Source organism: Selenomonas bovis DSM 23594 (assembly GCF_000381005.1).
Taxonomy (GTDB): domain Bacteria; phylum Bacillota; class Negativicutes; order Selenomonadales; family Selenomonadaceae; genus Selenomonas_C; species Selenomonas_C bovis.
Genome location: NZ_KB908381.1, coordinates 92266 through 110880 on the forward strand (window position 1 = coordinate 92266; position 18615 = coordinate 110880).

The 18615-nt window shown below is 59.1% G+C and carries 20 protein-coding genes; all 20 read right to left on the reverse strand.

Annotation, left to right across the window (positions count from 1 at the left end; translation table 11 throughout):
- Positions 1 to 41: 41 nt before the first annotated feature.
- Positions 42 to 890, reverse strand: coding sequence for a GHMP family kinase ATP-binding protein (locus F599_RS0102990; protein WP_019542049.1), 849 nt, complete (start codon positions 888 to 890; stop codon positions 42 to 44).
- A complete protein-coding gene (cobS, locus tag F599_RS0102995; protein ID WP_019542050.1) occupies positions 881 to 1675 on the reverse strand; it encodes an adenosylcobinamide-GDP ribazoletransferase in 795 nt (264 codons plus the stop codon). Before cobS ends, F599_RS0102990 begins: the two co-directional genes overlap by 10 nt.
- Positions 1676 to 1728: 53 nt before the next feature.
- Positions 1729 to 2679 carry an adenosylcobinamide-phosphate synthase CbiB gene (cbiB, locus tag F599_RS0103000; RefSeq protein WP_019542051.1) on the reverse strand — a complete coding sequence of 317 codons (951 nt, stop codon included), beginning with the start codon at positions 2677 to 2679 and terminating at the stop codon, positions 1729 to 1731.
- On the reverse strand, positions 2676 to 4220 hold the full coding sequence (locus F599_RS0103005; RefSeq protein ID WP_019542052.1) for a cobyric acid synthase: 1545 nt from the start codon (positions 4218 to 4220) through the stop codon (positions 2676 to 2678). The genes cbiB and F599_RS0103005 overlap by 4 nt, the downstream gene beginning before the upstream one ends.
- On the reverse strand, positions 4217 to 4795 hold the full coding sequence (gene cobU, locus F599_RS0103010) for a bifunctional adenosylcobinamide kinase/adenosylcobinamide-phosphate guanylyltransferase (RefSeq protein WP_019542053.1): 579 nt from the start codon (positions 4793 to 4795) through the stop codon (positions 4217 to 4219). Before cobU ends, F599_RS0103005 begins: the two co-directional genes overlap by 4 nt.
- Entirely contained in the window at positions 4792 to 6189 is a 1398-nt protein-coding gene (locus F599_RS0103015; RefSeq protein WP_019542054.1) for a cobyrinic acid a,c-diamide synthase CobB, read from the reverse strand. Before F599_RS0103015 ends, cobU begins: the two co-directional genes overlap by 4 nt.
- A gap of 21 nt (positions 6190 to 6210) precedes the next feature.
- On the reverse strand, positions 6211 to 6846 hold the full coding sequence (locus tag F599_RS0103020) for a precorrin-8X methylmutase (protein WP_019542055.1): 636 nt from the start codon (positions 6844 to 6846) through the stop codon (positions 6211 to 6213).
- On the reverse strand, positions 6846 to 7613 hold the full coding sequence (gene cobK, locus F599_RS0103025; protein WP_019542056.1) for a precorrin-6A reductase: 768 nt from the start codon (positions 7611 to 7613) through the stop codon (positions 6846 to 6848). Before cobK ends, F599_RS0103020 begins: the two co-directional genes overlap by 1 nt.
- Positions 7610 to 8365, reverse strand: coding sequence for a precorrin-3B C(17)-methyltransferase (gene cobJ, locus F599_RS0103030; protein WP_019542057.1), 756 nt, complete (start codon positions 8363 to 8365; stop codon positions 7610 to 7612). The genes cobK and cobJ overlap by 4 nt, the downstream gene beginning before the upstream one ends.
- Complete coding sequence (locus F599_RS0103035; protein ID WP_019542058.1) at positions 8347 to 9432, reverse strand: cobalt-precorrin 5A hydrolase; 1086 nt, start codon at positions 9430 to 9432, stop codon at positions 8347 to 8349. The genes cobJ and F599_RS0103035 overlap by 19 nt, the downstream gene beginning before the upstream one ends.
- On the reverse strand, positions 9429 to 10187 hold the full coding sequence (gene cobM, locus F599_RS0103040) for a precorrin-4 C(11)-methyltransferase (protein WP_019542059.1): 759 nt from the start codon (positions 10185 to 10187) through the stop codon (positions 9429 to 9431). Before cobM ends, F599_RS0103035 begins: the two co-directional genes overlap by 4 nt.
- A gap of 237 nt (positions 10188 to 10424) precedes the next feature.
- Positions 10425 to 11003, reverse strand: coding sequence for a precorrin-6Y C5,15-methyltransferase (decarboxylating) subunit CbiT (cbiT, locus tag F599_RS0103045; protein ID WP_019542060.1), 579 nt, complete (start codon positions 11001 to 11003; stop codon positions 10425 to 10427).
- 44 nt (positions 11004 to 11047) lie between these two features.
- Entirely contained in the window at positions 11048 to 11683 is a 636-nt protein-coding gene (cbiE, locus tag F599_RS0103050; protein ID WP_019542061.1) for a precorrin-6y C5,15-methyltransferase (decarboxylating) subunit CbiE, read from the reverse strand.
- Positions 11653 to 12774: a cobalt-precorrin-5B (C(1))-methyltransferase CbiD gene (cbiD, locus tag F599_RS0103055; protein WP_019542062.1), complete on the reverse strand. Its 1122-nt coding sequence runs from the start codon at positions 12772 to 12774 to the stop codon at positions 11653 to 11655. The genes cbiE and cbiD overlap by 31 nt, the downstream gene beginning before the upstream one ends.
- 24 nt (positions 12775 to 12798) lie before the next feature.
- The gene (locus F599_RS0103060; protein ID WP_019542063.1) at positions 12799 to 13788 is read right to left on the reverse strand and encodes a lysylphosphatidylglycerol synthase transmembrane domain-containing protein; all 990 of its coding nucleotides are present in this window, start codon (positions 13786 to 13788) and stop codon (positions 12799 to 12801) included.
- Positions 13785 to 14576: a GTP cyclohydrolase FolE2 gene (folE2, locus tag F599_RS0103065; protein WP_019542064.1), complete on the reverse strand. Its 792-nt coding sequence runs from the start codon at positions 14574 to 14576 to the stop codon at positions 13785 to 13787. The genes F599_RS0103060 and folE2 overlap by 4 nt, the downstream gene beginning before the upstream one ends.
- Positions 14576 to 15259 carry a 7-cyano-7-deazaguanine synthase QueC gene (gene queC / locus F599_RS0103070; RefSeq protein WP_019542065.1) on the reverse strand — a complete coding sequence of 228 codons (684 nt, stop codon included), beginning with the start codon at positions 15257 to 15259 and terminating at the stop codon, positions 14576 to 14578. The genes folE2 and queC overlap by 1 nt, the downstream gene beginning before the upstream one ends.
- Before the next feature lie 12 nt (positions 15260 to 15271).
- The gene (gene rpe, locus F599_RS0103075) at positions 15272 to 15961 is read right to left on the reverse strand and encodes a ribulose-phosphate 3-epimerase (protein WP_019542066.1); all 690 of its coding nucleotides are present in this window, start codon (positions 15959 to 15961) and stop codon (positions 15272 to 15274) included.
- A complete protein-coding gene (rsgA, locus tag F599_RS0103080) occupies positions 15958 to 16830 on the reverse strand; it encodes a ribosome small subunit-dependent GTPase A (RefSeq protein ID WP_019542067.1) in 873 nt (290 codons plus the stop codon). The genes rpe and rsgA overlap by 4 nt, the downstream gene beginning before the upstream one ends.
- A gap of 33 nt (positions 16831 to 16863) precedes the next feature.
- Entirely contained in the window at positions 16864 to 18603 is a 1740-nt protein-coding gene (gene pknB / locus F599_RS0103085; RefSeq protein ID WP_019542068.1) for a Stk1 family PASTA domain-containing Ser/Thr kinase, read from the reverse strand.
- Positions 18604 to 18615: the final 12 nt, after the last annotated feature.

Sequence of the window (18615 nt, forward strand, 5' to 3'; positions counted from 1 at the left end):
GCCTCTTTCCTTCCTGGACATACTATCAACTTCACGCAATTTCATCCGATACTTCCTGTCAGAGAAATGCCGCCGGAGATGAGCCGACTCCGGCCGAGGTACGCGAGATCCGGCAGCATCACGCGCAGCCTCTCTGCCGCTGCCGCTTCATCCTGCTGCGGCAAAATCACGCCGATGACTGTGCCGCTATGTGCGGCTACCATGCCGAGTGCACAGCTTCTGCGTACAACCGACCGGATGGCCGCGAAATGCCGCTTGGGCAGAATCTCCTCATTCCAGCAGGAACTCAGCGTCGTCGCCGCCGCCAGCGCCTGCACGTTTTCCGTCAGGTGCCCGAGCAGACGTCCCCAATCATGTCGCGCCCTTTCACCTGAGCGGCGCATCTCCTCCGCATGGAAGGAGACCGTATCGACACAGCCTCCCGTATCAAAAAGCGCCAACGGCAGGGACGGCAGATCGCCATACCTTCGGAAAACCCGCCCCGTGACCTGGTTGAGCGCTACCACGCCCGGAAAAAACGTCGCATCCGTCGGCTCGATCTGCACAGCGATGTGCAGAATCTCCTCTGGAGAGAACGATCTGCCAAGTGCCGCGCTCGCAGCAGCAACGACCGCGGCGATATCAGCACTCGATGATCCCATGCCCTTCCCCCTCGGCAGCTCGCTTGTCAGTTCCATCCCCCAAGGGAAGGTCCCCTGCCCCAAGGTATTCAGCGTGAGTTCCAACGCGCGCCGCGCCTTTTCACCGAGCCCCCGTAGCCCCTGCAACTCTCCTGATACGCGCACGCTGGTATAGCGGTCGATCGGACACGTCACGAGGAACGGCTCGCCGCGCAGCCAGCCCTGAACGAGCTCGCCGCAGGAGCCGGGAACGCGTGCGGTCAGTTCCATAGAAGCAGCCATCCTTTCAGGAATGGTGCGCTCCCCCAGAACACAGCCGCGCCCCAGAAGAGCAGCAACAGCAGCGTCTCCGTGAGCTTTTCCGTCGCGCCGTAGACATCTCCCGTCAAACCACCGAGCTTTGATGCCGCGTAGCGGTCAAAGAGCGTCGCCACGAAAAGCGCCGCCAAGCTGAGCAGGAGTGGCAGCGGCCCCCACGGCAGGATGCAGAACGCCGCCGTAACCGCCGCGATGCCCCGCGTCCGCCCGTCCGCCGCTGCGGCAAATGCCTTTCCCATACCCTCGGGCCGCGCATACGGGAAACAAGCAATGGCGTGCACCATCGCCATGCGACCGACAACAGGCATGAGAAAAAGGGCCGGCAGGAGCACCGCCGACGCCGCCAGCAGATCCAACATGAGTGACCAATCGAGGAGCAGACAGACACCGAAGGCAACGACGCCGAAGGATCCCGTGCGGCTGTCCTTCATGATCTCGAGCATACGCGTACGGCTGCGACCGGAAAAAAGCCCGTCCACCGTATCCATAAAGCCATCGCAGTGCAGACCGCCCGTCAAAAGGATCGGCAACAGGACGAGCACAGCGGCTCCCGTATGGGATATCCCGCCGTGCCAGGCACCAAGGAGCCATGCCGCCAGCAGATAGAGCGCGCCGAGTACAGCGCCGACGAGCGGGAAACAGCGCGTCGACCTGCCGAAGTCAGCCGCCGTCAGATCACGCTGCTCCACCAGATGGATGCGCGTGAGGAATTGCAACGCGGTGAAAAATGAACGCAAACGTCTCCCTCCCATAGGTTCCTGAGCGATACGCAAAAGCCACAGCATCAAGTTCAATATTTCATAATCTCGAACACGAGGTACGCAGTGATGAGGAACAGCACTGTCGCCGTATACATCATGCGGATGCTCTCCATGATGTGATGTGGCGCCAGTTGTTCGATGGCATCCCCCATATAAGCGCGAAACGTCTTTTTGCCGAAATACGTATTGAAGCCGCCGAGGCGGATGTGCAGCGCCCCGGCCATCGACGCCTCCGCATAGCCGCCGTTCGGACTCGGGTGCTTCGCCGCGTCCCTTCGCATGACGGCGAGCGCGTGACGCACATCAAAGCCGAGGAATCCGGCGCTCACGACGAAAAGGAGTCCCGTGATGCGCGCGGGGATATAGCTCAGCACATCGTCGAGACGGGCAGCCGCCCTGCCAAAATAAAGATATTTCTCGTTCTTGTAGCCGAGCATCGAATCCATCGTATTCGCGGCGCGGTACAAAACCGCAAGCGGCATGCCGCCGATGGCGAAAAAGAACAGCGGCGCGATGATGCCGTCTGTCGTATTCTCAGCGATGGTCTCGACGGTCGCGCGAGAAATCTCCCCCGCATCGAGCTGCTCCGTCTCACGCCCGACAATCCAGCCGACGCGCTTGCGCGCGCCAGCGAGATCGTCACGCGCCAGTAGCACATAGATCTCCCTGCCCGCTTTCGCGAGGCTTTTCGGAGAGATTGTAAACGACAACAAGAACGCAGAGACCAGGCTGCTGCCCCAGGCAAACGGCAGCTGATAGGAAAGATACAGAATGCACGCCGCCGCCTCATAGGAAAGCAACAGCACGAGCAGCACGAGCAGCGCCCCGCAGGCGAATTTCCGCGCGTCCGAATCCTCTTTGCGGTACAGCAGGCGCTCGAAACCGCTGATGAGTTTCCCGATGAGGACGACCGGATGGAACCGCGACTGCGGATCGCCGACGATGGCGTCGATAAGGAAAGCGAGGATGGCAATCTTCATGCCCTTCCCTCCATGATGGCGGCCAGCTTCTCCATATCGAGGCTCTTGCGCACGGTCTCCGCCAGACGATCATAGGCGCGCTCCTTTTCCAAATGACGGTTGCGCTGGACGGGCAGCGGCCGCAATCCCTTGTGCAGCCGCAGCACATTGAGAAACTGGCGGCGGAAGCTGTCGTGATCAAAAACGCCGTGCAGATAAGTGCCAAAGACCCGCCCATCCTCGCTGAGCGCTCCATCCCAGATATTCACAGCATTCTCTCCCTGGCGCGTCAGATGGAACGGATGACGCACCGGAGCGGTAAACTCCGTGCGCCCCATATGGATTTCATAGCCGCTGAGGCCTTTCCCCATCAGCACGCCATCATAGAACTCCATGCCGGGGCAGTCCGCTGCCACCTGTACCGTGCGCTTTTCTTCCGCGAAAACCGTCTTCATCGGCAGATACCCGAGTCCCTTGACCACATCGTGCGACGACTCCGTATGATGCGGGTCGGCAATCTCCTCGCCAAGCATCTGATAGCCGCCGCAGATGCCGACGAGCGGCGTGCCGCCGTCTACGAGCTGGCGGATAGCCTGCGCGAGACCGCTCTCGCGCACGTGGAGGAGATCCTCCGTCGTATTCTTCGAGCCTGGCAGCAGTATGACATCCGGCGCGGCCGCGAGCAGTTCCTCCGCGTCGCGCACGTAAAGCACCTCGGCATCCGGCTCATCCGCGAGTGCGTCGAAATCCGTAAAATTCGATATCTTCGGCGTTTCGACAACCGCGAGACGAAGTTCCTTCGTCTGCTTCTGCCGCTCTGCCTCATGCTCTTTCTCCTCCAGGGAGACCGAGTCCTCATCGTCAATGCCGAGATGCTCGAGATAAGGCACGATGCCGAGCACCGGCTTGCCCGTCTTTTGCTCAAGAAAATCGACGGCGGGCGTCATGAGCGTGACATCGCCGCGAAACTTATTGATGACGAGTCCTTTGACGAGCGCACGCTCCTCTTCATCGAGCAGCTCGAGCGTCCCGACAAGCGCGGCGAGCGAGCCCCCGCGGTCGATATCGGCAATGAGGAGCACGGGCGCCTGCAGGTATTTGGCGACGCGCATGTTGACGATGTCATCCTCCTTGAGGTTGATCTCCGCCGGGCTGCCCGCCCCCTCGATGACGATGGTATCGAACTGTTGCTGGAGCCGGGTGAGTGCTGCTGTCACATGGCCGAAAAGCTGCACGGACTTCCCTTTGTGATACTCTCTCGCGCTCATGTTTCCGATGGGCTTCCCATCGACAATGACCTGCGAGCAGGAATTCCCCGTCGGTTTCAAGAGGACGGGATTCATATCCACCATAGGCGCGAGTCCTGCCGCCTCCGCCTGTGCGACTTGGGCGCGTCCCATCTCGCCGCCGTCCTTCGTCACATAGGAGTTGAGCGCCATGTTCTGCGCTTTGAACGGCACGACGCGACGGCCCGCCTGATAAAAGATGCGGCAGAGCGCTGTCGCGAGAATACTTTTGCCGACATGGGAGCTTGTGCCCATGAGCATGATGGTTTCCGTCATTGCTGTTCCTCCGCCAATTTTCGAAGATTCACGGGAATTCCCGCTACCGTGAGATATACGGCCTCTGCCTCCTGGGCAAGTCTCTGGTTTGCCCGCCCTGCCGCGTCGCGGTAGAGACGTGAGAGCCTGTGCTCCGGCACGATACCGGCGCCAACCTCGTTCGTCACGAAGACGCAGCGGACGCCGCCTGTGCGGACAGCGGCGATGAGGCGGTCGATCGCCGCATCCGCCTGCGCGTGAACCAAGGCCTCATCTGCGATCTGTTCCTCAGAAAACGAACAGAGCAGATTGCTCAGGTAGATCGTCACACAGTCGAAAAGAATCGTATCACGGTCCGACGCAGCCTTCGCGATGGCCTGTTCCGCGGCAAAAGGCGCCTCGTAGGTCCGCCATGTCTCAGGGCGCCGTCTCTTGTGCAACTCCACGCGATAGCGCATTTCGTCATCGAGCACCTGCGCCGTCGCGATGTAGGCGATTCGCCTCCCATGCGTGGCCACATAGCGCTCAGCGAATGCCGACTTGCCGCTGCGCGCACCGCCGGTCACAAGTATGATTTCTCCCCGCTCCTGCTTCATCTGCCTGCCTCCTCCGCATACGCATGGCACTGCATAAGAAAATGCCGCGCCGCCTCCGGGCAGCCGGCGAAATGGATGTGCAAGTAGCTGCCGAGCGCCCTATATCGCTGCTGCCCCGCCTCATACTGTTCGCCGTTGCGCAGCTTCGTAAACATAAAGGGACGCGCTATCGCCGCCTGGCCGCTCTCTTTTGAGAAATGGAACTCATGGCCATGCAGAACCGTGCCCGCAGGGCCGAGGACGCTCTCCTGGCGCAGGCAGGCCTCCACATAGCCGACCATCTGCAGCCGCTGCTGCATTGCTGCGCGGCCTGGAAAGACGCCGCACATCGCATGCGCCGTGCCGGCAAAGTCGACAAGCTCATCCATGAGATACATATAGCCGCCACATTCGGCGTAGATGGGCATGCCAGCAGCCGCTGCCTGCCGGATGCTTTGCCGCATGACAGTGTTCGCCGCGAGCTGCGCGGCAAACATCTCGGGGAACCCGCCGCCGATCAGCACACCGTCTACCGCTGGCAGCGCCTCGTCATGCAGCGGACGGAAGGGAACGAGCGTCGCCCCCATCTCTTCGAGCACACGCAGACTCGTCGGATAGTAAAAGCTGAACGCCTCATCACGCGCTATGCCGATGCGCAACCCACGCCCCGGCTGCAGAGCGCGAGTCGCAGCGGAAAGCACCTTCTCCGTCCCGCTGATGTCAAGGGGGGCCGCGGCCTCTGCCAAATGCTGGATGGCAGGCAGATCCAGAGAAGACGCGACCACCTCTCCCATCCGTCGCACCTTGGCCGCAGCCTCGAGCTCCGTCGTCGGCGTGAGGCCGAGATGACGTTCTGGCAGCACCAGGCCCGCATCGCGATGCACCGCGCCGTAGACAGGCAGATGGACGCCCGACATCGCCGTGCGGATCATCGCCTCATGCGTTGCAGAACCAAGGCGGTTGAGCAGTACGCCCGCGAGCGTCACCTCCGCATCATACACACGGAAACCGAGCGCAGTCGCCGCTGCCGAAGCTCCCATAGACTTCGCGTCGATGACGAGGAGCACCGGTGCATCGAGTTCCTTGGCAATCTCTGCCGTAGAACTCACGCCCTGCCGCCCGCCGTCGTAGAGTCCCATGACGCCTTCAATGACAGCGATATCCGCATCTTCTGCTGTTGCTGCAAAGAGCGCGCGCAGGCGGGTTCTTGGAACGAGCCATGTATCGAGATTATGCGCCGGCCTGCCGCTCGCGAGCGCATGGAATCCCGTATCGATGTAGTCCGGTCCCACCTTGTAAGACTGCACCTTGAGCCCCTGCGCCCGCAGCGCTGCCAAAAGACCTGTGACCAGCGTCGTCTTGCCCGCGCCGCTCTGCGTCGCCGCGATGACGAGACGCGGAATCTTCCGCTTCATTTCCTCACTCCTCCGCCGCCGTCAAAAGCGCGTGTCATCGATATCGTACATGAGCGCATTGATTGCCGCCGCCGCGATGGGGCTGCCGCCCTTCGTGCCTTCCACCGTGATGTAGGGCACCAGCGTATTTTTACGCAATGCCTCCTTGGAATCTGCTGCGCCGACAAAGCCGACAGGGATGCCGACGATGCAGGCTGGCCGCACATCCTCCTCCGCCACGAGGCGCAGCACCTCGAAAAGCGCTGTCGGCGCGTTGCCAATGGCGACGATGTTGCCATCGAGCGCCCGACCGAACTGACGCATCGCCGCCATCGAGCGCGTGATGCCCTGCTGCTTGGCAGCGGCTGCAATATCCGCATCTGCAATCAGGCAATGCACTTCTCCACCGAAAGATGCGAGTTTCCGCTTGTTGATGCCCGTGCGGACCATTTCCACATCTGTGAAAATTGACGCGCCGCCGCGCAGTGCCCCCTGAGCGGCGGCAATGGCCTGCGGGTGGATATGGATGAGCGGCGCGTACTCCACATCGCCCGCAGCATGGATGATGCGCGAATAGATTTTCGTCTCGACAGGCCCGAGATGATAGGGCGCTAGGTGCGGCGCAATGATCTCCATACTGCGCTGCTCGATTGCCATAGGCTTCTTGATATATTCCATCAGATTGCCTCCTGTTGCTTGAGGAAAGACAAGACCTCTCCATACGTATGTGCCAGATGCGGATAGGCGAGCTGCGGGCGGTCGATGAGCACGACGGGCAGACCGAGTTCCTTCGCCGCGGCGAGCTTCGTGTCCGTGCCGCCGACCTGACCGCTGTTCTTCGTCACGATGACCTCCGCCTGATAGCGCCGGAAAAGCTCCCGGTTGAGCGCCGTGCTGAACGGCCCTTGCAATGCGACGATCTGCGCCGGCGTGAGACCGAGCGCCTCACATAGAGCGAGCACCTCCGCTGTCGGCAGGACGCGCGCGATGAGCACCGCATCCGCAAGGGCCGGTGCTGTCGTGAACGCCTTCAGATTATGACTGCCCGTCGTGAGAAAGATGCGTCTGCCGAGCGCAGATGACTGCGAGGCAGCCTCCTCGTAGCTATGGACGATATGGATCTCGCCAGATAGCTCCGTGAGACTGCGCTCATAACGCAGATAAGGGATGCCCAATTTCTTCGCTGCCATCATTGCGTTTTTCGATACATTGACCGCATAGGGATGGCTGGCATCCACGATGACCTGCACGTCATGTGACGCGGCATAGCGGATGAGCGCCGCCTCGTCGAGCGGCTCTTCATTGATGACAAGCTTTCCGTCGCATGCGGCGAGGAGTTCCGCTCCGTAGCGGCTCGTAACAGAGGCCGCCACCTGATACCCCGCCGCCAGGAGCTCCTGCGCGAGTGCGCGGCCGTCCGCCGTACCCGCCGCAAGGAAAATCATAGTCCGGCCTCCTTGGCGCCGTAACCGCGCGGCGTGATCATCCAGCCTTCGCGCACATACGTCTGCGAGTTGCCGATGATGACGAGCGAGAACATATTGATTTCCTCGTCGACGAAATCGCGCAGGGTGGAAAGCTGCTTCGCCTCTTCCTGCCGCGTTGCCGCCGTCACGATACCAACCGGCGTCGCGGGATCGCGATAGCGGAGCAGGATGTCGCGCACGATCTCGATATTCTTCACACGCTTGCGGCTTTTCGGGTTGTAGAGCGCGATGACGAAATCGCCCTCTCCCGCCATCCGCACGCGCTTCTCGATCAGCTCCCACGGTGTCAGGAGATCCGACAGGCTGATGACGGCGAAATCGTGCATGAGCGGCGCGCCGAGCAACGACGCCGCCGCATTGACCGCCGATACGCCCGCAATCGTGCCGCCATATTCTGGACGCCGTTCCCTCGGAAGCTGCAGGATCAGCTCGAGCACGAGACCGGCCATACCGTAGACACCGGCATCACCGCTTGAGATGACCACGGTCTCCCGCCCGTCCGTCGCCGAGCCGACAGCCATGCGGCAGCGGTCGATCTCCTGCATCATGCCCGTGCCGATGACATCCTTGCCGCCGAGCAGCGGCTGGATCAGCTTGATATATGTATGATACCCCGCGACAACCTGCGCGTGCTCGATAGCCGCGCGCGCGCGCGGTGTCATATCGAGAAGACTGCCCGGCCCGATGCCGATTACTGTGATTTTTGCCATACCAATGCCACCGTCACTTTCTCAAATTTCGTTTTTCCGAGCGCCATGCTGCCGCCGGACGCTCCCGCCGCCGCCAGGGCGGCCGCCTCCGCGACATTGCCGACGCCGATGGTCTTCCTCACAAAGGGCGACTCCCTGAGCTGGTAGCGATCCACCATCGACTGCAAGAAACCCCGCTCGTAAAATCGCAGGGGAATCCGACGCTTCTCCGCGACCTCCCGCAACCCAGCCTCATCTTTCTTCACCGTCGTCGTCGCGATGAGTTCCGGTGCCTCCGGCGGCAGTTCGATGCGCGCGAGCGCAGCGCACAGCGCCTGCTCGATTTCTCCCGCCTTCGTGCCTCTGCGGCAGCCGATACCTGCAATCAGGCGGCGCGGACACAGGCAAAGATGTCGTCCATCCTGCACCGGCACAGAGGTGACCAGAACCGGTACCTGCCCGCCGGCCTCCGCACGCGCTGCGACCTGCGCGATATCCCCAGCACACATCTGGACGAAAAGACCGAGCCGCCTCAGAGCGGAACGATAAAATGGCGCGAGACGAAGATGCGACTCCACACAATAAATGATCTCCCGTCCGGCAAGCAACGCGCGATTGACCGCGACAATGGCATCATGCGGCGTCGGCGAGAGTCCCAGGCACCCTGCCACGGCATCCGGCGCGAGCATGCCCTCGACATCCGTCGCCGTCGTGATGACAGCATCGCTGCCGAGCGCCAAGGCCAGATGCCGCGTGAGCATATTCGCACCGCCGACATGACCGGAAAGCAAGCTGATGACATGGCGCGCGCGCTCATCGAGCACGAGCACCGCAGGATCGACGAGCTTCCCCCGCAGGAGCGGGGCCACCGTGCGCACGACGATTCCCGTCGCCATGAGAAAGATCAACGCATCATAGCGAGAGAAATTCTCCCGCACGGCCTCTGCAAGCCGCAAAAAGCCCCGCGCCTCAGGATAAGATACGCGGCAACGACTGCTCACAAAGACATCTGCCTCCGGCAGAACCGCTTGCACGCGCCGCGCCGTCAGCGCTCCCTGTGCTGTCAGTGCGAAGACTGCTGCCCTCATTGCTGCTGCGCCTTGCGGAACATGTGCGAGAACTCCGGTGCGTATAGACGGGAAAGCTCATAGTCTGCGTCAAGGCAGCGACTCACGACGATCATCGCCTGACGGTCGATGCCCGCATCCTTCACCTGTTGTGCGATGGTCGTGAGCGTACCACGCACCGTTTTCTCATCAGGCCATGAGGCGCGCTGGACGACAGCGATCGGCGTCTCCGGCGCATAGCCGCCAGCGATGAGCTCCGCCGCGACCTTATCAAGCATAGACACCGAGAGGTAGATGCACATCGTCGCCTGATGCGCCGCAAGTCGTCGCAGGCTCTCCGCCTCCGGCACAGGCGTACGCCCCGCACCGCGCGTGATAATAAGCGTCTGGCTGATGCCTGGCAGCGTGTACTCCTGCCGGAGCGCCGCCGCTGCCGCGAAACACGAGCTCACGCCCGGCGTCACATCGAACGCGACACCGCGCTTCGCAAGCGCGTCCATCTGTTCCTGGATCGCGCCGTAGACAGACGGATCTCCCGTATGCAGACGGACCGTCGTCTTCCCCGCGTGCTCCGCTGCCTCGATGACAGCGAGCACCTCATCAAGCGTCATACTCGCCGAATCATGGACCTCCGCGTCCTTCCTGCAGAGCTTCAGCATCCCCGCGCTCACGAGCGATCCCGCATAGATGACGACATCCGCCTCCCCTAACAGACGTGCGCCGCGCACCGTAATCAGATCTGTCGCACCGGGACCGGCACCAACGATATGAACCATAGTGCAATGACCTCCTTATCATTCCTTTTGGCTATCCCTATTATACTAATCTAGCAGGAAGAAGTCTATAAAAAGCGCAGCGTTTTCCATTCCGCCGACTGGCGAAACAAAAATGCCGATACGAGAAGGCATAATCGCACCTATATCTACGCTTCCTGCACAGCGAAAGAGGATGTCTGCCCGTTGTCAGCGGCATCCATCCTCTCTGGCCAATAAACTTTTCTCCATGCGTTGTCTTCATCGCTTCTCAGCACGAACGATAAAGATGGGATTCTGTGCCTGTGCCATATCATATGGCCCGACCTGACGCAGGCGGTTGACCTGCACCTGGATGGCATCGTAAGTGTACGCTGTCCGCTGCGCGCGGAAATAGTCGATGGCGCCAAGAAGCGTCTGCACTGTGATGCAGTTGAGCACGATGCGCCCGCCGCTGCGGAGTTTCCTATCTACAGATTTGAGAATGGCCGCGAGCTGGCTGCCGCTGCCGCCGATGAGCACACAATCGCAGGGAGGGAGCTCTGCAATCCCGTCAGGTGCTTCCTTTTCCAGTACCGTGAGATTTGCAGTCTGGAATTTTTCCGCATTGGCGCGGATGAGCGCCACGGCCTCCGCTTTGCGTTCCAGCGCGTAAACATGCCCCTTGAGAGCCTGGCGCGCTGCCTCGATGGAGAGAGAGCCCGTCCCCGCGCCGATGTCATAAATGATATCCTTTGGATGGAGGCGCGCCTTCGCGATGGTGAGGATGCGCACCTCCTGCTTTGTCATCGGCACATCGCCGCGCAAAAAATCTTCATCTGGAATCCCGATATCAGGCATGTTGCCACTCCTTTCTTCTTTCCGTGAGAGCCATCGGTCCCTCCTCAGCCTCGAACAACGATGACGCAGCTGCTTACAGGCGCGCACGTTACCGCCTCCTGTAACGTGAGCACGCGCACACTTTCGTCATCATAAGAAAGACGGGAACAGATCGCGAAAAACGTATCTGGCGGCCAACCGCGTGTGAGCAGATCCGCCGCGATGGTCTGCGACGTATGAACGTGATCTGTCAGCAAACCAAGTAGCCGCCCCTTGCCATAAGTAAGCGCCTGGTCATCAGGCACGCGCCCATGAAAACTCAGGAGGCTGGCCCCATGCCAGGGCAGCGCCAGGCGCGCAAAAGCGAGCTGAAAGGAACTGATGCCTGGAATCACCTGCAGGCTTGATACGGAGAATCTGCGAAGCAATGCGTCAAGCAGGGAGTAATAGCCAGGATCTCCCGAGACCATGACGACGACATCGCTGTCCGCTAGACTGTTCTCAATAAAAGTAAGCACGCCTTCTATATCGCGCGTAATTGCACAGCAACGCTGCGATGCCCCGTCCTTGCGAGCATACTGCGCAAGGGCGCGCCGACCGCCGACCAGGCAGCGTGCCTGGTCGATGGCATGGCGCGCCTCCGGAATCATATAGGCAGGATTGCCCGGCCCTATGCCCGCGACAATGATGCGATGTTCCAATGGTATCCGCCTCCAATCTCTCTTGCCGTCTCATCCATCCCCAGCACGCGTCCTGCAAGTGTCAGGAGCACCGTGCCGACGTGCAGCTTGCCGAATACATGACGCTCGCTGCGACAGCTTGCCTGTGCCGCCAGACGGCTGTACACACGCTGCAATCCCGCTGCGTCGATGACGGCGAGAGCATCCTCAGTCGTATTTGCCGCGAGAACCTGCCGTACTCCATCAGCGGTCAGACCAGCTGCCGCTGCATAAGCGGCCATCGTCTCGAGCCGCGCATCGGAGATACGGTTGTGCGTATAAAAATTCCCCGCTGCAACTTTAACGAGCTTGCCGATATGTCCGAAGAGCAGCACGCGCTCGACCTGACGCTCCGCCGCGCGGTCGAGCATGAAGCCGATGAAGTTGCTTGTCTGGACGAGTGCTCCCCGAGGCAAGCCGCAGGCACAGGCGAGATCCTCGCCAATCTTTCCTGGCACGAAGACGAGCGAAGAAACCCCCGCCGCGATAGCGACATCTATCTGTGGTACCAGGGAATTCTTGAAGCCCTCTTCTGACATGGGGCGAAGTACTCCTGTCGTGCCGATGACGGAAATTCCTCCTTCGACGCCGAGCACGGGATTGAGTGTCTGACGGGCAAGCTTCAGACCTGCGGGAATGGAAATCGTGACCTCGAGATCCGGCTCTGCCGTTATGCCTAGTGCTGATTGTGCTGCCTGTCGTATGAGCTTTTGCGGGCCCGGATTGATGGCCGGTGCGCCGACGGGCACGGAGAGCCCTGGCTTCGTCACGGTACCGATGCCCTCTCCTGCGCGGAAATGAAGCCCGCTCCCTGCCGGCAGTTCTCTCACGCGAGTAAAGACAGAAACACCATTCGTGATGTCAGGATCATCGCCCGAAAATTTTACGATTTCTGCCTCCGCACCGTCCTCTGTTGCCTGCACGCGCCGTACAGGAATGACGAGCGTCGTTCCATCCAAAGCGCTGAGCTTCACCTGTGCAGGCGTTCCTCCGCGCAAAAAAAGCAGGGCAGCCATGACACCAGCGGCTGCACAAGCCCCTGTCGTATAGCCTCCCTGCAATTTCTTCGTCATGCCATTCACCCCTTCCCTTGCAGCTCAGTCCGTCAGCTGCCTGTTCAAGAAATCACGCCCAAAAACCGTCAAGGTATAATAAAGGCCGATGAGGAACGGAATATACTCCGCAATGAGTCGCCAGCAGACAGCAATGATGCCGACCGTCCCCGCGGGAACCGTATCCGAGAACAGGAGAACAAAGCCGCCCTCCGCGACGCCGGAACCACCCGGTGTCGGCGTGAAGTAAAGGAGCATGTTGAGAAAGATCATGCGCCCCATCACGGTATACCAATCCGCGTCCCAGACACCGAGCCCTAACAGCAGACAAGGAACGACGGCGTAAATGCAGAGAAGATTCAGCCCTGATTCCGCGAAAACGAGCAACATGCTTCTCGGCGACTTGAGCAACAGGGAAATCGCGCTTTTCGTATCGCGGTAGAACGCGATGATCTTGCGGCGCTTCTGGAAAGAGAACTTCCGCGTAAGCCAGATAACCAAATAGTCGAGGAAGCCACGCCGCGCGCCCCAGACGATGAAGATGATGCCGAAAAACGCCAGCAACGTGATAAGCATGAGTGTCTCATTGGAAATTCCCGGCACAATGCCCCGGTCATGCAGCAAAATGAGCGGCATACAGCAAGCGAGAAAGAAAATCGACAGCAGTGTACGGACAATGACGAGCACCGCAGCCTTCCCTGTCGGCACGCCTGCATGGCGCAGGAACATGAGCTGTGCCACAGCCCCCCCTGTCGCCCCCGGCGTCAGGAGCGCGAGAAAGTAGTTGCCGAAAATAACCTGCACTGCCTCGTAGAGCGTGATGCGTTCATTGGATATTTTCACGAGATGCATGAGCCTGCTGCCATCAAAAAAGAGACCGACGCCCACAGCGAACATCGCCAATGCCACAGACCATGGCTTGAACTCCGTGAGATTGCGGAAGGTATTGATATCCACGGTCGTATAGATGACAACACCGGAAATCAACAACACAAGCAATATGAGAAAAAAGAAGCGTCGGTAAAACTTGTTCATGGACTGACAGTCTCCTCATGGCTCGCATAAGCATTATGATTGTGGATGGACTCGAAGTTCTCGCATGCCACGGAAAAATGGGCAATGCCCGGCAGATCCCGCAGCGCAAGCACCACATCTCTCAGTATGTCTTCTACGAATTTCGGATGATCGTAGGCTTCCTCTGTCACGTATTTCTCGTCAGCTCGCTTGAGCAACGGATAGATGGGCGCTGAGCCCTTCTGCTCGACGAGCGCGGCGAGATCCTCGATGTAGATGCACTCCTCACCCGCGTGGAAACGCACGTGCACGCGGCAGAGTGAACGCTGATTGTGTGCGCCATAGTCAGAAATCTCACGGCTACAGGGACAGAGAGACGTAAACGGGACTTCGACGCCGAGCGTGAAGCAGAGCGGCTCGCCGCGGCGCATGCGTCCCGTAAAGCAGCAATCGTAATCGAGCAAGGATTCCCTGCCGCTGACCGGCGCTCGTTTCCCAATGAAGTACTTGAAGGCGATTTCGACCTCTGCTGCCTGCGCGTCAAGCCGTTTCAGTGCTTCCCACAGCATCGCCTCGAGTTCCGGCTCAGCGAGAGGTTTCTGGCTCCAAGGCATGAGGATTTCGAGGAAGCGCGACATGTGCGTGCCCTTGTATTCTTCGGGAAGTTCCACCGTGAAGCGGATGCGCGCGAGTACCGATTGGAAGCCGCCCTCTTTTGTCTTGATAAGGAAGGGCAGGTGCACGTTCTTCACGCCGACATGCTGGATGGCAATGCCTCGTTTATCCGTGCGGCTCTGTACATCCTGCATTAGATATCCCTCGTCTCGTAGGCGATGGGATCCTCCACGCCAGCTTCGCGGAATCCCTCGAGACGGAGCTTGCAACTGTCGCAGACGCCGCAGGCTCTCTCGCCGCCCTTGTAGCAACTATGTGTAAATTTATAGGGCGCACCGAGTTTCACGCCGAGCTTCACGATTTCCGCTTTCGAGAGGTTCTGAAGCGGTGTCTCGATCGTGATGTGCTTTCCTTTCACAGCAGTCGCCGTTGTCGCATAGTCTGAAAGTTCCTGAAAGCGCTGGATGAATTCCGGCCGACAATCAGGATAGCCGGAGTAATCGACGGAATTCACGCCAATATAGACATGACTTGCGCCGAGCACCTCTGCATAGCCGACAGCATAGGAAAGAAAGATCAAATTGCGTGCCGGCACATACGTATCTGGTACATCTGTGCGGTGCGTATCCCCCTCCGGCACTTCGATTTTCTTATCCGTGAGCGCAGAACCGCCGATGGCATCCATATTCGTCTCAATGATGAGATGGCGCTTGACCCCATAGAATGCAGCAATCTTTTTCGCACCTTCAAGTTCGATGCTATGACGCTGATGATAATTGAAGCTGATAGGATAGACGTCATATCCCTTGCTTTTGGCGACTGCCATGCAGGTGCAGGAATCAAGTCCGCCGGATAAAAGAACAACTGCTTTTTCCATGCCAAATCCTCCTCATTCTTCTTCCTGTGCATGATCATGGCAGACATGCGGCTGCTCCGCCGCACGAATGGCGGCGATGGCCTTCTGCACATCAGGCGTGCCATAGACTGCGCTGCCCGCCACGAGCACGTTAGCACCTGCAGATGTCACGAGCGCTGCCGTCTCTTCATTGATACCGCCATCCACCTCGATGTCACAATCATAGCCCATATCATGGATGGTATGGCTCAGCATATGGATCTTGTCGAGCGTCGAAGCGATGAACTTCTGCCCGCCAAACCCCGGATTCACCGTCATGATGAGTACCATGTCAAGATCCTGCAGCAGTTCCTCGATCATCGCGAGCGACGTGCCGGGATTGAGTGCAATGGCCGCGCGGCAGCCAGCGTCGTGAATTTCCTGTACGATGCGGTGCGGATGCTTTGCCGTCTCGATATGGAAACAGATGATATCTGCTCCTGCCTCCGCAAAGGCCTTGATCTGCGTCTCCGGATGCTCGACCATGAGATGCACGTCGAATACGGCATCGGTCACTTTGCGCAGGGATTTTACAACGGGCGCGCCGATTGTAATGTTTGGAACAAAGGTGCCATCCATCACGTCGATATGGATATATTCCGCACCAGCAGCCACGACACGTTGAACTTCCGCACCGAGCTTGCTGAAATCCGCCGAGAGGATGGAGGGAGCGATCTTGATCATTGATAATCCTTCTTTCTTGCTTGAATCTCCTGCAGAATGGCGAGATAGGCTTCATACCGTTCTGGCAGGATTTTTTTCTCTTGTACCGCCGCCTTGACGGCACAGTCCGGTTCATGACTGTGCGAGCAAGGGGCGAAGCGGCATTGGCCGAGATAAGGCCGCATCTCAGGGAAATATGTCGGCAATGCCTGCGCTTCGATTCCCTCAAGTGTCATCGAACTGAACCCAGGGGTATCAACAATATACCCTTCCTTATATGGCAGAAGCTCTGCCACGCGCGTCGTATGACGTCCGCGTTTGATTTTCTCGCTGACATGGCCAGTCGCGAGCGTGAGCGCTGGATCTATCGCATTGAGCAACGAGGATTTGCCGACACCAGACGGTCCGGCGAAGACGGTCACATGATGCGGCAACAGACGCGCGAGCGCTGAAACGCCATTTCCCTCGTGCGCTGATACCCGTAGGATGGGATAGCCAAGTGACTCATACGCTTCGAGGAAACCATCTGCCGCCGTGCCGAGCAGATCGCATTTATTGATACAGATGACAATGGAGGAAATGCCTGACCATTCAGCGAGCACGAGGAATCGACTGAGCAGCAATGGATGCAGGTCCGGTTGCGCAGCAGCAAAGGTCAGCACCGCCTGGTCGATATTCGCGACCGCAGGACGGCGCATGAGACTTGCGCGCGGGAGCAGGCGCTCGATCACGCCCGTTCCGTCAGGCAGGAGATCATACGCAACCAAATCGCCGGGGCAGATGACCTGGCGTTTCTTGAACTTGCCACGCAGCTTGCAGGTCACGAGGCCAGACGGCGCAAGGACATAGAAAAAACTATTATAAGCCTTCAGTACACGGCCCTGCTTCATGAAAAACTCCCTTCTGTGCGACCTTTGGCAGCCTCAGCGCGTCTTGCTGCTCTCATTCTTCTTCGGCGGTTCTTTGGCCTCAGTTGCTTTCTGCTGCCTCTGTCCCTGTGCCTGCGGCTGCGCAGCGATGACGAGATCGACACTCGTGCCAGTTGTTACTTCGCTGCCACCAGCGATCGACTGGCTCAATACCGTACCGGCTGTCTGATTGCTCTCTTTCTTCGTGACATTACCGACATGTAGTCCTTTCGCTGCGAGTGCATTCTGTGCACCCTCGAGCGATGCGCCTGTCACATTCGGAACGGAGACCTTTTTCTCTTTCGGCCCCTTGCTCACGATAATGTCGACCTCCTGACCCTTGCTGACCTTGCTGCCCGCATGCGGGTCTTGCTGGATAACCGTTCCAACTTCCTCATCTGAGGCTTTTTCATACACATTGCCAAGCTTCAGCCCCATCTTCTTGAGCTTGGCTTCGGCATCGCTCTTAGAGAGGCCCTTGAGATCAGGCATTGTGAGCTCTTCCCCGCCCTTGCTCACGTAGATGGTCACGAGCCGCTCCTCCTTGACTTTGGAGCCGGCTTCCGGTGTCTGCGAGACAACCTGGCCAGGCGGCACATCGGCATCATACGTCTCCGCCACGTTGACGCGCAGCTTCTTATCTTCAAGAATCTGGCGCGCCAACGTCATCTGCTTGCCCACGACATCTGGCACGACGACCTCCTCCGTGCTCCAGAACTTGCCGAAAGAAAGGAAAGCACCCAGACCGAAGCCCAGCACGAGTACACAGAGAAGTCCGAAGATGAATTTCTTGGAACGGAAGAATGAACGTTGCCCCTCTTCTGGTTCAGCAGGCAGCGGTCGGCCTTGATTCATATCGGAACGGCGTGAGGGAATGTCCCCCACCCGAGGCAGGACCTGCGTGGCATAAGGATCCGCCGCTGCGCCCTGCCCCCCCCCGAGAAGCTGTTCCGCCTGACGAATCGAACGCACGAGCTCGCCACTCGTTGGCCGCATGGCAGGATCCTTCGCCATCATGCGGGAGACGAGCGCCTCTACTACAGGAGGAACAGACGGGATGAGCTGCCGCACAGAGACAGGCTCCTCCTGCAGGTGCTTCATTGCAATGCTCACAGGCGTCTCACCAGTGAATGGTAATTGTCCCGTGAGCATCTCATAGAGGACGACGCCAAGGGAATAGACATCCGATTTCGGCGTGATCAAGGAACCCTTCGCCTGTTCCGGCGAAAAATAATGCACGGAACCGATGACGTTGCCGCTGTACGTCATCGTCGATTCTGTCACGGCGCGCGCAATGCCAAAATCCGCCACCTTTGTATGACCATCCGGCATCACGAGGATATTGTGCGGCTTGATATCGCAATGCACGAGATTATGCGCGTGCGCATTCGCGAGCGCATCCGCAATTTCCCGCGTAATCCGCAGTGCCTCTGGGACCGGAAGATGCCCCTCCTGCTTAATGAGCTCCTTGAGGGTACGTCCCGGCACATATTCCATGACAATATAATGATCGTTGCCCGACACACCAACATCATAGATGTTGACGATATTCGGATGAGAGAGGCGCGCGGCCGCCTGCGCTTCCCGATGAAACTTCTTGATGAATTCCTCATCGCTTTTGAATTGCGCATGCAGAATCTTCACGGCGACCGGGCGATCGAGCAGCTTGTCATGCGCTTTATAGACATCCGCCATCCCGCCGCCGCCGACCATCTCTTGAAGTTCATAGCGCTGATCAAGAACACGGTTCGTCATTTTACGTCTCCC

Coding starts and splice junctions, on each gene's coding strand:
- F599_RS0102990 (WP_019542049.1), bottom strand. CDS start 890: ATGGAACTGACCGCACGCGTTCCCGGCTCCTGCGGCGAGCTCGTTCAG.
- cbiB (WP_019542051.1), bottom strand. CDS start 2,679: ATGAAGATTGCCATCCTCGCTTTCCTTATCGACGCCATCGTCGGCGAT.
- F599_RS0103005 (WP_019542052.1), bottom strand. CDS start 4,220: ATGACGGAAACCATCATGCTCATGGGCACAAGCTCCCATGTCGGCAAA.
- cobU (WP_019542053.1), bottom strand. CDS start 4,795: ATGAAGCAGGAGCGGGGAGAAATCATACTTGTGACCGGCGGTGCGCGC.
- F599_RS0103015 (WP_019542054.1), bottom strand. CDS start 6,189: ATGAAGCGGAAGATTCCGCGTCTCGTCATCGCGGCGACGCAGAGCGGC.
- F599_RS0103020 (WP_019542055.1), bottom strand. CDS start 6,846: ATGGAATATATCAAGAAGCCTATGGCAATCGAGCAGCGCAGTATGGAG.
- cobK (WP_019542056.1), bottom strand. CDS start 7,613: ATGATTTTCCTTGCGGCGGGTACGGCGGACGGCCGCGCACTCGCGCAG.
- cobJ (WP_019542057.1), bottom strand. CDS start 8,365: ATGGCAAAAATCACAGTAATCGGCATCGGGCCGGGCAGTCTTCTCGAT.
- F599_RS0103035 (WP_019542058.1), bottom strand. CDS start 9,432: ATGAGGGCAGCAGTCTTCGCACTGACAGCACAGGGAGCGCTGACGGCG.
- cobM (WP_019542059.1), bottom strand. CDS start 10,187: ATGGTTCATATCGTTGGTGCCGGTCCCGGTGCGACAGATCTGATTACG.
- cbiT (WP_019542060.1), bottom strand. CDS start 11,003: ATGCCTGATATCGGGATTCCAGATGAAGATTTTTTGCGCGGCGATGTG.
- cbiD (WP_019542062.1), bottom strand. CDS start 12,774: ATGACGAAGAAATTGCAGGGAGGCTATACGACAGGGGCTTGTGCAGCC.
- F599_RS0103060 (WP_019542063.1), bottom strand. CDS start 13,788: ATGAACAAGTTTTACCGACGCTTCTTTTTTCTCATATTGCTTGTGTTG.
- folE2 (WP_019542064.1), bottom strand. CDS start 14,576: ATGCAGGATGTACAGAGCCGCACGGATAAACGAGGCATTGCCATCCAG.
- queC (WP_019542065.1), bottom strand. CDS start 15,259: ATGGAAAAAGCAGTTGTTCTTTTATCCGGCGGACTTGATTCCTGCACC.
- rpe (WP_019542066.1), bottom strand. CDS start 15,961: ATGATCAAGATCGCTCCCTCCATCCTCTCGGCGGATTTCAGCAAGCTC.
- rsgA (WP_019542067.1), bottom strand. CDS start 16,830: ATGAAGCAGGGCCGTGTACTGAAGGCTTATAATAGTTTTTTCTATGTC.
- pknB (WP_019542068.1), bottom strand. CDS start 18,603: ATGACGAACCGTGTTCTTGATCAGCGCTATGAACTTCAAGAGATGGTC.